Origin of the sequence: Micromonospora sp. WMMD1076, assembly GCF_029581475.1 — a bacterium.
Lineage (GTDB): Bacteria > Actinomycetota > Actinomycetes > Mycobacteriales > Micromonosporaceae > Micromonospora > Micromonospora aurantiaca.
Window position 1 is genome coordinate 1,563,170 of the sequence record NZ_CP120862.1, and the last position, 14,214, is coordinate 1,577,383.

Annotated in this window: 12 protein-coding genes, 1 tRNA gene and 1 pseudogene; 10 read left to right on the top strand and 4 right to left on the bottom strand. The window is 72.5% G+C overall.

What is annotated here, in order from left to right:
* Positions 1–17 precede the first annotated feature (17 nt).
* On the bottom strand, positions 18–848 hold the full coding sequence (locus O7622_RS07780; protein WP_282312593.1) for a hypothetical protein: 831 nt from the start codon (positions 846–848) through the stop codon (positions 18–20).
* A 127-nt stretch (positions 849–975) separates the two neighbouring features.
* Between O7622_RS07780 and metG the strand changes: the two genes are divergently transcribed.
* Entirely contained in the window at positions 976–2,778 is a 1,803-nt protein-coding gene (metG, locus tag O7622_RS07785; protein WP_282312595.1) for a methionine--tRNA ligase, read from the top strand.
* Positions 2,779–2,834: 56 nt separating this feature from the next.
* Here metG and O7622_RS07790 read toward each other — a convergent pair whose 3' ends face one another.
* Together O7622_RS07790 and O7622_RS07795 are read right to left on the bottom strand one after the other, a co-directional pair.
* Entirely contained in the window at positions 2,835–3,686 is an 852-nt protein-coding gene (locus O7622_RS07790; RefSeq protein WP_282312596.1) for an alpha/beta hydrolase, read from the bottom strand.
* A gap of 60 nt (positions 3,687–3,746) precedes the next feature.
* Positions 3,747–4,989, bottom strand: a pseudogene (locus O7622_RS07795) (hypothetical protein).
* Between the two features lie 81 nt (positions 4,990–5,070).
* Between O7622_RS07795 and O7622_RS07800 the strand changes: the two are divergent.
* From O7622_RS07800 to O7622_RS07825, 6 genes are all read left to right on the top strand, one after another.
* Positions 5,071–5,976, top strand: coding sequence for a TatD family hydrolase (locus tag O7622_RS07800; protein WP_282314076.1), 906 nt, complete (start codon positions 5,071–5,073; stop codon positions 5,974–5,976).
* Positions 5,977–6,078: 102 nt separating this feature from the next.
* Positions 6,079–6,948 (top strand): 16S rRNA (adenine(1518)-N(6)/adenine(1519)-N(6))-dimethyltransferase RsmA, encoded by an 870-nt coding sequence (gene rsmA / locus O7622_RS07805; protein ID WP_282312597.1) that lies wholly within the window; start codon positions 6,079–6,081, stop codon positions 6,946–6,948.
* A gap of 86 nt (positions 6,949–7,034) precedes the next feature.
* On the top strand, positions 7,035–7,988 hold the full coding sequence (locus O7622_RS07810) for a 4-(cytidine 5'-diphospho)-2-C-methyl-D-erythritol kinase (RefSeq protein WP_282312598.1): 954 nt from the start codon (positions 7,035–7,037) through the stop codon (positions 7,986–7,988).
* A gap of 65 nt (positions 7,989–8,053) precedes the next feature.
* Entirely contained in the window at positions 8,054–9,853 is a 1,800-nt protein-coding gene (locus O7622_RS07815) for an ABC-F family ATP-binding cassette domain-containing protein (RefSeq protein WP_282312599.1), read from the top strand.
* 97 nt (positions 9,854–9,950) lie between these two features.
* On the top strand, positions 9,951–10,406 hold the full coding sequence (locus tag O7622_RS07820; RefSeq protein WP_282312600.1) for a DUF4383 domain-containing protein: 456 nt from the start codon (positions 9,951–9,953) through the stop codon (positions 10,404–10,406).
* 116 nt (positions 10,407–10,522) lie between these two features.
* Complete coding sequence (locus O7622_RS07825) at positions 10,523–10,990, top strand: DUF4383 domain-containing protein (RefSeq protein ID WP_282312601.1); 468 nt, start codon at positions 10,523–10,525, stop codon at positions 10,988–10,990.
* Between the two features lie 45 nt (positions 10,991–11,035).
* Here O7622_RS07825 and O7622_RS07830 read toward each other — a convergent pair whose 3' ends face one another.
* On the bottom strand, positions 11,036–11,704 hold the full coding sequence (locus O7622_RS07830) for a TetR/AcrR family transcriptional regulator (RefSeq protein ID WP_282312602.1): 669 nt from the start codon (positions 11,702–11,704) through the stop codon (positions 11,036–11,038).
* A gap of 72 nt (positions 11,705–11,776) precedes the next feature.
* On the opposite strand from O7622_RS07830, the gene O7622_RS07835 reads away from it, so the two are divergent.
* From O7622_RS07835 to glmU, 3 genes are all read left to right on the top strand, one after another.
* Complete coding sequence (locus O7622_RS07835) at positions 11,777–12,517, top strand: helix-turn-helix domain-containing protein (RefSeq protein WP_348774054.1); 741 nt, start codon at positions 11,777–11,779, stop codon at positions 12,515–12,517.
* Between the two features lie 47 nt (positions 12,518–12,564).
* A tRNA-Gln gene (locus O7622_RS07840) sits at positions 12,565–12,635 on the top strand.
* A 33-nt stretch (positions 12,636–12,668) separates the two neighbouring features.
* Entirely contained in the window at positions 12,669–14,174 is a 1,506-nt protein-coding gene (glmU, locus tag O7622_RS07845) for a bifunctional UDP-N-acetylglucosamine diphosphorylase/glucosamine-1-phosphate N-acetyltransferase GlmU (protein ID WP_348774055.1), read from the top strand.
* Positions 14,175–14,214 lie beyond the last annotated feature (40 nt).

Genomic DNA, 14,214 nt, shown 5'->3' on the forward strand with positions numbered 1-14,214 from the left:
CCTCTCAACACCTCGCCTCACCAGGCGGCGGCCAGGAAGCCGGCGGTGATCAGCAGCGGGCCGGCCAGCGCCAGACCGACCGCCCGGCGTCGCTGCCGTTCGTCCACGAGCCGGGTCGCCCCGGTCCACCTGGCGATCCCGGCGGCGCAGCCGGCCACCAGGGCCAGCCCCAGCAGCCAGCGCAGGTGCCGTCCGACCCCGGTGTCCGCGTAGGCGGTGGACCCGCCCGGCCCGGTCATCCGCGCCCGCAGCGAACTCCCGGTGTCGGTGCGTCCGGCCGGTACGCCGCTGACCCGTACCCCGTGGGCCTGGAACCGGTCGCCGTCGGCCGAGAAGATGCCCCGGCAGCGCTGGGTGAGCCCGCCGCCCGCGCACTCCGTGATCATCACGGTGCCGCCGGTCGAGTGCCCCACCGCCAGCCAGAACGGCCCGGCGCTCACCCAGGCGAAGAACGCGGCGAGCAGGCTCAGCGTCAGCAGCACGGCCAGCCCGGCGGGCGGGCTCGGCGGCGCGGCCGGGCGGGCGCGTTCCCGCCGTGCCGGGGGCCGGCCGGGACGCGGGCGCGGCTCGTCGCGCAGTGGCGTGCCGTCCCAGTGGACCTCCTCGATCGGCGCCCAGCCGCCGGACGGCGCGGCCTCGCGCTGCCAGCGCGGCTGGCGTACCGGCACCCGGTTCGGCACCGCGTCCACCGGCGCGCCGGTGGTCGGCTCCACCTCCACCGGCGGGTCCGCCGGGTCGAGCCGTGGCTGCGGAGCGACGGGTGCGCCGGGCGGCGTGGGCCGCGCCGCCCGCCGCGTGGCGGCCGCCGACGGCTCGGGCGCCGCTGGTCTGCTGGTCACGATGTTCATTTCACACCGGTACGTCCGGCTTTTCGGGCAGCGCACGCCGCGTGTCGGCGACAAATCGGACGTACGGTCGGAGCGCGCACCCCATTGGTTCGCGGCACGCCCACGGCAATCACTAGGCTTGCTGCTCATGAGTCACGTTCTCGCCGCGGTCGCCTGGCCCTACGCCAACGGCCCGCGCCACATCGGCCACGTATCCGGATTCGGCGTTCCCTCCGACGTCTTCTCCCGGTACATGCGGATGGCCGGTCGCGACGTGCTCATGGTCTCCGGCACCGACGAACACGGCACCCCGATCCAGGTGCAGGCCGACGCCGAGGGGGTCACCCCGCGCGAACTGGCCGACCGCTACAACCGGGTGATCGCCGAGGACCTGCGGGCGCTGGGCCTGTCGTACGACCTGTTCACCCGCACCACCACGCGCAACCACTACGCGGTGGTGCAGGAGCTGTTCACCGGGCTGCACCGCAACGGCTACATCGTCCCGAAGGTCACCACCGGGGCGATCTCCCCGTCCACCGGCCGGACGCTGCCCGACCGCTACATCGAGGGCACCTGCCCGATCTGCGGCTACGACAGCGCGCGCGGCGACCAGTGCGACAACTGCGGCAACCAGCTCGACCCGATCGACCTGATCGACCCCAAGTCGAAGATCAACGGGGAGACGCCGGAGTTCGTCGAGACCGAGCACTTCTTCCTCGACCTGCCCGCCCTGGCCGGCGCGCTGCGGCAGTGGCTGGACACCCGCGAGGGCTGGCGCCCGAACGTGCTGCGGTTCTCCCGCAACCTGCTCGACGACCTCCAGCCCCGGGCCATCACCCGCGACCTGGAGTGGGGCGTGCCGATCCCGCTCGACGACTGGCGCGACCGCCCGGACAAGCGGATCTACGTCTGGTTCGACGCGGTCATCGGCTACCTGTCCGCGTCCATCGAGTGGGCCCGGCGCACCGGCGACCCGGAGGCGTGGCGCAAGTGGTGGTCGGCGGACGGGGAAGGGAAGGACGCCCGCTCCTACTACTTCATGGGCAAGGACAACATCGTCTTCCACTCGGTGATCTGGCCGGCGCTGCTCGGCGGCTACTCCGGTGAGGGCGCCCGCGACGGCGAGCCGGGCGAGCTGGGCCGGCTCAACCTGCCCACCGAGGTCGTCTCCAGCGAATACCTCACCATGGAGGGCCGGAAGTTCTCCTCCTCCCGCAAGGTGGTCATCTACGTCCGGGACTTCCTGGAGCGCTACGACGCCGACGCGCTGCGGTACTTCATCGCGGTGGCCGGCCCGGAGAGCAACGACACCGACTTCACCTGGGCCGAGTTCCTGCGCCGCAACAACGACGAGCTGGTCGCCGGCTGGGGCAACCTGGTCAACCGGTCCGTGTCCATGGCGGCGAAGAACTTCGGCGTGATCCCGCCGGTCGACCCGGCCGGGCTCACCGAGGCCGACCACGCGCTGCTGGACACCGCGAAGGCCGGCTTCGCGGTGGTCGGCGACCTGATCGCCCGGCACCGGCAGAAGCAGGCCATCGGCGAGGCCATGAAGGTCGTCGCCGAGGCCAACAAGTACCTCTCCGAGCAGGCGCCCTGGAAGCTCAAGGGCGCTGACGACAAGCCCCGGATGGGCACCATCCTGCACGTCGCGCTCCAGGTGGTCAGCGACGCCAACACGCTGCTCACCCCGTTCCTGCCGCACTCCGCCCAGAAGATCCACGAGCTGCTCGGCGGCACCGGCGTGCACGCGCCGATGCCTGTCGTCGAGGAGGTCGACGACCTCGACGGCGGCCCGTCGTACCCGGTGCTGACCGGTGACTACACGGTCGGGGCGCGCTGGGAGTCCGTACCCCTGGAAGTGGGCCGGCCGCTCGCGGCGCCGAAGCCGGTGTTCCGCAAGCTCGACCCGTCCATCGTCGAGGAGGAGCTGGCCCGCCTGGCCGGCTGAGCACACGCGCGAGCCGCGGCCCGGGGATCTCCCCGGGCCGCGGTCGTGTGCGCCGGTCAGGCGCGGGCCATGCGCGGCTTGCCGATGAACTCCATCAGCGCCTTGTTGATCTCGGTGGGGTGGGTCCACGGGATGCCGTGCGGCGCGCCGGGCAACGTGACCAGGCGGGCGTCGGACAGCATGTCCACCAGCCGCTGGCCCGTGGCCGGGTACGGCAGCACCGCGTCCTTGTCGCCCTGGATGATCAGCACCGGCACGTCGATGTTCGGCAGGTCGGGGCGGAAGTCGGTGAGCCAGGCGTCCACCGAGTCGTGGGTGCCCTTCGCCGACGCCTGGGCCCCGATCTGCCAGTGGGCGTGGTACGCCTCGTCGCTGACCGCCCGGTCCCGCTTCCCGCCGGAGTCGAAGAACGCGTCGCAGAACGCGGTCAGATAGGCGAACCGGTCCGCCAGGACGGCCTGCTGGAATCCGTCGAACATGCTCTTGTCGACCCCCTGCGGGTCGTCGGCGGTCTTCAGCAGGTACGGCGCCAACGGCGCGATCAGCACCGCCCGGTCCACCCGGTCCGACCCGTACGCGCCCAGGTAGCGGGTCACCTCACCGGTGCCCATGGAGTGCCCGACCAGAATCGCGTTCCGCAGGTCCAGTTCGGTCATCAGCACGTCCAGGTCGGCGGAGAACGTGTCGTAGTCGTAGCCCATGGCCGGCTGCGCGGAATTGCCGAATCCACGCCTGTCGTACGTGATCACCCGGTATCCGGCGTTCAGCAGCGGACCGCTCACCTTCTCCCAGGTCGCCCCGTTGAACGGGAAACCGTGGATCAGCACGATCGGCTGACCGGAACCGTGATCCTCGTAGTACAGGTCGATGGGTGCGGAGTTCTCCGTACCGACGGTGACGAAAGGCATGTCGGGATTCCCCCTCGCGCGGGTTCTCGGACCCCGCACGCCTTCCCGACCTGCCCCCGGCTATTCGTGCCGGGCCGGATAGGGCAGGTCCACCACCCGGTCGTCGGTCAGCTCGGCACCCGGCGCCCAGACCTCGTACACGCCGCGTTCCAGACACTGCGCGCCGGTCGCGACCACCGCGTCCGGATCCGGGCGGCGCAGCCGCAACCGCAGCCAGCCGCCCTCCTCCCGCAGCACCAGGCACTGCACCCCGCGCCAGGCCGCCGTGCGTACCCGCCGGGCCGCCGCGTCCACCGGGTACCGCCGCCCGGGTCATCGCCAGCACCCGGAACCCGCCCGGCTGGTCGGCCACCGCCTCGTACTCCGACCCCGCGTACGTGCCGACGAGCCGGGTGGAGTGCGGCGCCTCGCCGGTCGGCACGTACTCCTGGTCGGCGGAGAGACCCGGCACCGCGGCGAGCAGGTGCCGCCACTGCGGGCCGGCCAGGCGCAGCCAGCCCCGCTGCTCCGCCTGGTAGGTGTAGAGGACCACCTCCACCCCGTCGGCCGGATAGGCGAGCAGGGTGGCGTTCGCCGGCATCGGCAGGTCGGCGAACTCCCGGGTGACGAACTCCGGTACGAGTTGCCCGTCGCTCGGCACGAAACCGGTACCCAGCACCGGCGGTCCCAGCCGGTCCCGGGGCGGTAACGCCATGAGCCCCCGGTGCTCCGGGCCCACTGGCACGTCGTAGTCGGCCGGGTCGGCGGCCCGCCAGCGCAGCGCGTACGCCACGTCGCCGCCCTCGGAGTCGCCCCGCAGCACCGCCATCCCGGCCGGTGTCCGCAGGTGCGCCACGTCGTGCTCCCGGTAGCAGAAGCCGTGCGGCAGCACGCCCCGCACGTACCCGGCGAGCTGCCGGGCGGAGAGCACCTTCACCATCCGGGTACCCGGCCGGATCACCGCCGACGCCCGCACGGCGGCGAGCGTCGGATCGGCCGCCGCACCAGGCTGCTGGCTGAGCTGGTGCAGGTACGCCCAGCCCCGGTCCCGGTGCACCGGCATCAGCAGCGGCGCGTCCGTGTCGTCGGCCGAACCGGCGCCCCCGTGCACCGCGTCGACCTCGGTCGCGTGCACGAACCGGCGCCACGGATAGCCGTTGCCGGGCCGGGGACACCACTCGAAACCGGGCGCCTCGTCGGCGCTGAACAACTCGTACGCCGCGCCCCGGGCGATCTCCTCGGCCGGATGCACCCGGCCGCCGTACGTCACGCGCAACCCGGCCCGGTCGGAGGCGGGCCCGCCGGCCTGGTCGGTGACGGTCACCGGAGGACGCTAAGCCCGCCAGATGTGGGGCACGTGAACAGCCGATGGCGGTCCGGGAACGCCGCCCCGGGCGGGTGTGTGATGCTGGCCGCGATGACCGAGCAGACCGAGACCCGCAAGCAGCGCGCCGCCCGCCGGGCCGGGGAGTTCCCGCCCGCCCCCGAGCCGCTGCCCGTACCCGTGCCGGACAGCCACACCCACCTCGACATCACCGTCGGCGAGTTCGGCATGCCTCCCGGCGGCACCTCCGGTGACGACCCGGTGGCCGCCGCGATCGACGTCGCCGCCCGGGCCGGCGTGGACCGGCTCGTCCAGGTCGGGGTGGACGTCGACTCGTCCCGGTGGAGCGCCGATGTCGCCGACCGGTACGCCCCGGTGCTCGCCGCCGTCGCGCTGCACCCGAACGAGGCGCCCCGGCTGGCCGACCTGGACGAGGCGCTGCGCGAGATCGAGACGCTCGCCGGCCGGGACCGGGTCCGCGGCGTCGGCGAGACCGGGATGGACTTCTTCCGTACCGGCGACGACGGGCGGGCCGCGCAGGAGGAGAGCTTCCGGGCACACATCGCCATCGCCAAGCGGCACGGCAAGGCGCTGGTCATCCACGACCGGGACGCGCACGCCGACGTGCTGCGCGTCGTCGACGACGAGGGCGCCCCGGACACCGTGGTCATGCACTGCTTCTCCGGCGACGCCGACTTCGCCCGCGAGTGCGTCCGGCGCGGCTTCCTGCTCAGCTTCGCCGGCACCGTCACGTTCGGCAGCGCCGCCGCGCTGCGCGAGGCCGCCGCCGTCACCCCGCCGGAGCAGATGCTCGTCGAGACCGACGCGCCCTACCTGACCCCCATGCCGTACCGGGGACGGCCCAACGCGTCGTACCTGATCCCGCTGACGGTTCGCTTCCTCGCCGAGACCACCGGCACCGACGTGGACGCCCTCTGCGCCGCCCTGTCCACGAACGGTGAGCGCGCGTTCGGCCCGTGGCGTTGAGCGCGTTCGGTCCGTGGCGTTAAGAAGGGGCCCCTCCATATCGCGAGGCGTTAAGAAGGGGCCCTTCCTTCTCCGCGGGCGGGGGCGCTTACGCTACGGGGCGTGACCGGACTCCTCGGCCCGGCGGAGATCCGGGAACTCGCCGCGCGCCTCGGCGTCACGCCGACCAAGAAACTCGGCCAGAACTTCGTGCACGACCCGAACACAGTGCGCCGGATCGTCACCACCGCCGGGCTGACCCCCGACGACGTGGCGCTGGAGGTCGGCCCCGGGCTCGGTTCGCTCACGCTCGCCCTGCTCCCGGTCGCCGCGCACGTGCACGCTGTGGAACTCGACCCGGCGCTCGCCGCCGCGCTGCCGGAGACCGCCGCCCGCTTCGCCGGGGCGGCCGCCGAGCGGCTCACCGTCCACCCGGCCGACGCGCTGCGGGTCACCGCCGACGACCTGGCCGGCCCGGCGCCCACAGCGCTGGTGGCGAACCTGCCCTACAACGTCGCCGTGCCGGTCGTGCTGCACCTGCTCGCCGAGCTGCCCACGCTGCGGCACGGCCTGGTGATGGTGCAGAAGGAGGTCGCCGACCGGCTCGTCGCCGGTCCCGGCTCCAAGGTGTACGGCATCCCGTCGGTCAAACTCGCCTGGTACGCCCGTTCCCGCGCCGCCGGCAAGGTGCCGCCGAACGTGTTCTGGCCGGTGCCGAACGTCGACTCCGGCCTGGTCGCGTTCACCCGGCGCGAGCCGCCCCGGCCGGACGTACCCCGGCGGGCCGTCTTCGCGGTCGTCGACGCCGCGTTCGCACAGCGCCGCAAGACGCTGCGGGCCGCCCTGGCCGGCTGGGCCGGTGGCGCGGACCGGGCCGCCGCGGCGCTCACCGCCGCCGGCGTGGATCCGGGCGCCCGGGGCGAATCGCTCACCGTCGAGCAGTTCGCCGCCATCGCCGCGTCGGCCCCGGACGCCCTCGGCGGCGAGCAGTAGGCTGGCGCCGTTGTCCGACCCCCCGCCGAGGAGCTGACAGTGCCGAAGCCGTTCGACATCCGCCCACGTCCGGTGGAGTCCGCCCGGTGACCGAGGCATGGCGACCGGAGGACGAGGACGGGCAGCGGCGCGGGTCCAGCGGGCCGGTCAAGGTGCGGGTGCCCGCCAAGGTCAACCTGCACCTCGGGGTCGGGCCGCTGCGGCGTGACGGCTACCACGAGCTGAACACCGTCTACCACGCGATCTCCATCTACGACGAGCTGACCGCCCGTCGCGGCGACACGCTCACCCTCACCATGGAGGGCGAGGGCACCGGAGAGCTGGCCCTGGACGACACCAACCTGGTGCTGCGCGCCGCACACGCGCTCGCCGGCTACGCGGGCGTCGCCCCGCACGCCCGGCTGCACCTGCGCAAGCAGATCCCGCTCGCGGGCGGGCTGGCCGGCGGCAGCGCCGACGCCGCCGCCGCGCTCGTCGCCTGCGACACGCTCTGGGGCACCGGGCTGTCCCGCGACGAACTGGCCGGCATCGCCGCCGACCTCGGCTCGGACGTGCCGTTCCTCATCCACGGCGGCACCGCGCTCGGCACCGGCCGGGGCGAGGCGGTCAGCCCGGTGCTGGCCCGCCCCACCTCCTGGCACTGGGTGGTGGCGATCGCCGACGCCGGCCTGTCCACCCCGGCCGCGTACCGGGAACTGGACCGGCTGCGTGACGCCGGAGCCGCCGGAACGCCGCTGGGCAGCACCGACGCGCTGCTCGCCGCGCTGCGCCAGCGCGACCCGCGGGTGCTCGCCGCCACGCTCGGCAACGACCTCCAGGACGCCGCGTTGACCATGCGCCCGTCGCTGGCCGAGACGCTCAAGGCCGGCGAGGCCGCAGGGGCGCTCGCCGGCATCGTCTCCGGCTCCGGGCCCACCTGCGTCTTCCTCGCCACCGGCGAGGCCGACGCCGTCCGGATCGCCGCCGAGATCACCGCCGCCGGGGTGTGCCGGGAGGCTCGCGTCGCGCACGGTCCGGTCGCCGGCGCCCGCGTGGTCTGACGACCCGTACCCTTGACTCAGGCGTCCCGGGCCCCCGGGACGCCTGAGTCGTGAAGGGTGGGTCAGTGGCCAACATCGTCAACCTGGACCGGGTGTCCAAGGGGTACGGCGCCGCCGGGCCGCTGCTCACCGACGTCTCGCTCGGCCTCGACGACGCCGACCGGGTCGGTGTGGTCGGCCTCAACGGCGCCGGCAAGTCGACGCTGCTGCGCCTGCTCACCCGCACCGAGGAACCCGACGACGGCCGTGTCACGCACCGCCGCGACCTGCGGGTGGCCTGGCTGCCGCAGCGCCTGGACCTCGCACCCGACCTCACCGTGCGGGACGTGGTGCTCGGCACCGCCTGGCTCGGCGAGAGCATGGGCGCCGAGCACGAGTGGGCCGGCGACGCGGGCGTGCGCGCGATCCTCGACGGCCTCGGCATGCCCCACCTCGGCCTGGACACGCCGGTCGGCCCGATGTCCGGTGGCGAACGCCGCCGGGTCGCGCTCGCCGCGCTGCTGGTCCGCGACGCCGACCTGCTCGTCCTCGACGAGCCCACCAACCACCTCGACGTCGGCGGCGTCGACTGGCTGGCCCGGCACCTCGTCACCCGCAAGGGCGCGCTCGTCGTGGTCACCCACGACCGCTGGTTCCTCGACGCCGTCTGCACCACCACCTGGGAGGTCGCCGACCAGACCGTCCGGGCGTACGAGGGCGGCTTCGCCGCGTGGACGCTGGCCCGCGTCGAGCGGCAACGGGTCGCCGCCGCCACCGAGGCCCGCCGGCAGAACCTGCTCCGCAAGGAGATCGCCTGGCTGCGCCGGGGCGCGCCGGCACGGACCTCCAAGCCCAAGTTCCGCATCGACGCGGCGAACGCGCTCATCGCCGACGTGCCGGAACCCCGCGACACCATGTCGCTGCAACGGCTCGCCACCGCCCGGCTCGGCAAGCAGGTGTACGACCTCGAACACGTCCGGCTGCACGCCGGCCCGAAGGAGATCCTGCACGACACCACCTGGCAGGTCGGGCCCGGCGACCGGGTCGCGATCCTCGGCCGCAACGGCGCCGGCAAGACCACGGTGTTGCGGATGCTCGCCGGGGTGACCGGCCCCGACGGTGGGCGCTTCGCCGCCGGGCAGACCGTCCGGCCCGCGTTCCTGTCCCAGGAACTCGCCGAACTCCCCGGCCACCTGCGCGTGCTGGAAGCCGTCGAGGAGGTGGCCCGGCGTGTGCAGTTCGGCGACCGGGAGATCAGCGCCGCCCAGCTCGCCGAGATCTTCGGCTTCGACGACAAGCGGCTCTGGACCCCGGTGAGCGACCTGTCCGGCGGCGAGCGCCGTCGCCTGCAGATGCTGCGGCTGCTCGCCGGAGAGCCGAACGTGCTCCTGCTCGACGAGCCCACCAACGACCTGGACACCGACACGCTCGCCGCGCTGGAGGACCTGCTCGACTCGTGGCCCGGCACCATCGTGGTGGCCAGTCACGACCGCTACCTGATCGAGCGGGTCACCGACGTCGCGTACGGCATGTTCGGCGACGGCCGGCTGGTGCACCTGCCCGGCGGCGTCGACGAGTACCTGGCGCGCGCCGCCGCGACCGGCGGCCCGGCGCCCGCCGACCTCACCCCGGCCACGGCGGCGCAGGCGCGCGAGGGCATGTCGGCGGCCGAGGTACGCGTCGCGAAGAAGGAACTCAACCGGCTGGAACGGCAGATCGCCAAGCTCGAACAGAAGGAGGCGGGCCTGCACGAGCAGCTCGCCGCGAACGCCACCGACTACGCCCGGGTCGCCGAACTGGACGCCCAGCTCAAGGAGGTACGGGCCGAGCGGGACCGCACCGAGGAGACCTGGCTGTCCCTCGCCGAGGAGCTCCCGGGCGGCTGACCTGCCGCCGGGGTGGGGGGTGTGCGGCGTCACTGACCGGCGTACGGGACAATCACCTGTGGAACCCTCGTCCGAACGGTCTTTTGGAGACGCAGAGATGGCCCACACCCCCGTCAACCACCCCGCGCGGCCGATCTACCGGGCGATCGGCGGGCTCGTTGGTCTGTACTTCGTCGTCTTCGGCGGCCTCGGCATCATCGCCGGCGCCGGCAACGACTTCCTCGCCCAGGACGACACCAAGGTCCTCGGCCAGGGCACCAACATGGCGTTCTCGCTGCTGTCGGTGCTGGTCGGCGTCGTGATCCTGGCCGGCACCGCGATCGGCCGCAACCTCGACGTGGCGATCAACCAGTGGCTGGCCTACACGCTGATGGTGATCGGCCTGGCCGCGCTGGCGTTCCTGCGGACCGACGCCAACATCTTCAACTTCTCGATCATGACCGACGTCGTGGTCCTGACCCTGTCGCTGGTGCTCCTGATGGTTGGCATGTACGGCAAGGTCGGCTCCGACGACGAGCACGAGGCCTGGCAGAAGGCCCGCCTGGTGCTCTGATCCCGTCTCGTACCCGAAGGCCCGGCGCAGCGCGCCGGGCCTTCGGTGTTTTCCGGACGCCGACGGACATCCCAAGCGACAATTGCCCCGAATCAGTCACACGGCTGGAGGGCATCATGGCGCACTTCCCGGTGAACCACCCCGCGCGGCCGCTCTACCGGGTGCTGTCCGGGCTCATCGGCCTCTACATCCTGGTCTTCGGCGTCTTCGGCGTCTTCCAGACCTGGGGCGAGGGACTGTTCGGCCGGGACAGCGACTGGGCGCTCGGCCTGCGTACCAACCTGGCCTTCTCGCTGGTCTCGGTGGTCTTCGGCGCGGTCCTGCTGGTCGGGGCGTCCCGCCGTGACAACCTCGGCCACTACATGAACCTCACCGCCGGCGCGGTCTTCCTGGTCACCGGCATCCTGATGATGTCGGTGCTGCAGACCTCGGCGAACTTCCTGAACTTCTCCATGTCGACAGTCATCGTGTCACTGCTGTTCGGGCTGGTCCTGCTCGCCACCGGCCTCTACGACAAGGTCGGCACAGCGGAGCACGCCGAGGAGGAACGGCAGCGCCGCTACCACACCATCGGCGAGCGCTGAAGCGGCCGTCGCGCGGGCTGAGGCGGCTGCTGCGCTCGAGCGGCGTCAGCCCCGGGGGATCGGCCCCGGCTTCGACTCCAGGTGCGACAACCCGTTCCAGGCCAGGTTCACCAGGTGCGCCGCCACCGCCTCCTTGCGCGGCTTGCGCACCTCCAGCCACCAGCGGCCGGTCAGCGCCACCATGCCCACCAGCGCCTGGGAGTACAGCTCCGCCAGCTTCGGGTCGTACCCCCGGATGGAGAACTCGCCCGCCAGGATGTGCTCCACCTGGTGCGCCACGTCGTTCATCACGCTGCTGAAGTTTCCCGTCGCCGACATCAGCGGGGACTCCCGGACCAGCACCCGGAACCCGCTGGTCTCCTCCTCGATGTAGGTCAGCAGCGTCAGCGCGGCCTGCTCCAGCAGCTCCCGCGGGTTGCCCGCTGTCAGCGCCGTGGTGATCCGGTCGAGCAGCGCGCGGACCTCGCGGTCCACCACCACCGCGTACAGCCCCTCCTTGCCGCCGAAGTGCTCGTAGACCACCGGCTTGGAGACCTTGGCGCGCGCCGCCACCTCCTCGATCGAGGTCGCGTCGAAGCCCTTCTCGGCGAAGATCTGCCGGGCGATCGAGATCAACTGCTCGCGCCGCTGCGTCGCGGACATCCGTACCCGGGAGGGCTTCGCCGCCGGCACGGGCCGCCGACGGGTGCGGTCGCTGCCGGAAACGTCGGTCACCCGTCCATCCTGCCAGGCGCGACGCTCTTGGTCAGACCGGCCACTGTCGTACGCCCGTTCTAATCTGTGCCGGTGGCCGTCGGTGATGAATCCGCTACCCGCCCGCCCTCTTATCGAGGGTGGAAGCCGGAGCTGCATGCGCGGGCGCTGGCTCTGCGGCGAGCCGGCTCACCGGTGGGGGAGATCGCGAGGGTGCTCGACGTCTCGAAGTCCACGGCATACCTGTGGACTCGGCATCTGCCGCTGGATCCGGAGCTGGTGCGCCGGCGGCGGCGGGTCGCCCAGCAGGCGCGTGCCGACGCGCAGTGGAGTGAGCACCGCGCGGCGCGGGACGCGGCCCGGGTCGAGGCGGTGGCCACGTCGGCGGACTGGGTGCGACGCCTCGACCGGCGCGAGTTGTTGCTGATCGGCGCGGCGATCTATTGGTGTGAGGGTGGCAAGGCGAAGCCCTGGCGTCCGAACGACTGCCGGATCAAATTCGTCAACAGCGATCCGTTGCTGGTGACGCTCTTCCTTCGTTTCCTGGACGCCGTCGAGGTGCCGGTCGAGGACCGGAGGTTCCGGGTGAGCATCCACGAGACGGCGGACGACGCGGCTGCGGTGCGGTGGTGGGCGGCTCGGGTAGGCGTGCCGGCGGAGAGCTTCCAGCCCACCACGATCAAGAGGCATCGGCCGCTCAGTAGGCGCAAGAACGTCGGAGCCGACTACCACGGCTGCCTGACCGTGCACGTCGTGGGTGGAACCCGTCTCTATTGGAGGATCGAAGGGATCATGAAAGGAATGGGCAATGAAGATCCACCTCGTGACCGGTAAGGTGTAGGCAGCCGACGGGCGTAATACTATTTGCCCGTTTTCGACCATCCCGGGTCGTCTAATGGCAGGACGTCAGGTTTTGGTCCTGATTATAGGGGTTCGAATCCTCTCCCGGGAGCTTCTGCTGTTTGCCCTCCGCCACCTGGTTAGCATGACCGCGAGACTGTCGCCGTCCCGACGGGAGAGCCACGTCGTGTCCCAGCCCCACCTCCGCACCGTTGTCGTGCTCGCCGCCGGTGAGGGCAAGCGGATGAAGTCGTCCCTGCCCAAGGTGCTGCACCCGCTGCTCGGCCGTACCCTGCTCGGTCACGTCCTGGCCGCGGCCGGTCCGCTCGGCGCGGACCGCTCGGTGGTCGTCGTCGGCCACGGCGCCGACCAGGTCCGGGAGCACCTGACCGAGGTCGCACCCGGCACCACCCCCGTGCTCCAGGAGCGCCAGCTCGGCACCGGGCACGCGGTCCGCATCGCGCTGGACGCGGTGCCGGACGCGACCGGCACCGTCGTGGTGATCAACGGCGACGTGCCGCTGCTGCGGCCGGAGACGGTGCAGGCGCTCGTCGAGGCGCACGAGGACGCCGCCGCAGCGGCGACAGTGCTGGCCGCCGAGGTGCCGGACCCGACCGGCCTGGGCCGGATCGTGCGAGACGTGCAGGGGCGCCTGGAGCAGATCGTCGAGGAGCGGGACGCCACCCCCCAGCAGCGCGCGCTGCGGGAGATCAACGCGGGCATCTACGCGTTCGACGCGGCTCGCCTGCGGGAGGCGCTGGGCAAGCTCTCCACCGACAACGACCAGGGCGAGGAGTACCTGACCGACGTCTTCGCGCTGCTGCGCGACGCCGGCGAGCCGGTGGCTGTGCACTGCGCCGCCGACCACGTGGAGACGCTCGGCTGCAACGACCGGGTCGAGCTGGCCGCGCTGCGCCGGCTGCTGCGCGACCGGGTCAACGAGGGCTGGATGCGTACCGGGGTCAGCATCCTCGACCCGCACACCACCTGGATCGACGTGACGGTGACCGTCGAGCGGGACGCGGTGATCGACCAGAACACGCAGCTCCAGGGCGCCACGGTGGTCGGCGAGGGCGCGCTCGTCGGCCCGGACACCACGCTCGTCGACACGGTGGTGGGCGCGGGCGCGAGCATCGTGCGCAGCCACGCGCTCGGCGCCGAGGTGGGCCCGCAGGCGAGCGTCGGCCCGTACGCGTACCTGCGGCCGGAGTCGCGGCTGGGCCGCAAGGCGAAGGTCGGCACGTTCGTGGAGACCAAGAAGGCGTCGATCGGCGACGGGTCGAAGGTGCCGCACCTGTCGTACGTGGGCGACGCGACGATCGGCGACCACAGCAACATCGGCGCGGCCACCGTCTTCGTCAACTACGACGGGGTACGCAAGCACCACACCACCATCGGCAGTCACGCCCGTACCGGAGCGGACAACATGTTCGTGGCGCCGGTACGGGTGGGCGACGGCGCGTACACGGCTGCGGGTTCGGTGATCACCGGGGATGTTCCGCCCGGCGCGATGGCTGTGGCGCGTGGTCAGCAGCGCAACGTGGAGGGCTGGGTGCTGCGCAAGCGGGCCGGTACGGACGCCGCCGAGGCGGCGCGGCGGGCCGGTGAGGGTGCGTCGGACACGGGCGGCGCCGCAAGCGAAGGTGACTGAATCCACGGGGATCGGCGGGCCGTGGGTGGATCGCTGAACC

Coding starts and splice junctions, on each gene's coding strand:
- O7622_RS07780 (WP_282312593.1), bottom strand. CDS start 848: ATGAACATCGTGACCAGCAGACCAGCGGCGCCCGAGCCGTCGGCGGCC.
- metG (WP_282312595.1), top strand. CDS start 976: ATGAGTCACGTTCTCGCCGCGGTCGCCTGGCCCTACGCCAACGGCCCG.
- O7622_RS07790 (WP_282312596.1), bottom strand. CDS start 3,686: ATGCCTTTCGTCACCGTCGGTACGGAGAACTCCGCACCCATCGACCTG.
- O7622_RS07800 (WP_282314076.1), top strand. CDS start 5,071: ATGCTGGCCGCGATGACCGAGCAGACCGAGACCCGCAAGCAGCGCGCC.
- O7622_RS07820 (WP_282312600.1), top strand. CDS start 9,951: ATGGCCCACACCCCCGTCAACCACCCCGCGCGGCCGATCTACCGGGCG.
- O7622_RS07825 (WP_282312601.1), top strand. CDS start 10,523: ATGGCGCACTTCCCGGTGAACCACCCCGCGCGGCCGCTCTACCGGGTG.
- glmU (WP_348774055.1), top strand. CDS start 12,669: ATGACCGCGAGACTGTCGCCGTCCCGACGGGAGAGCCACGTCGTGTCC.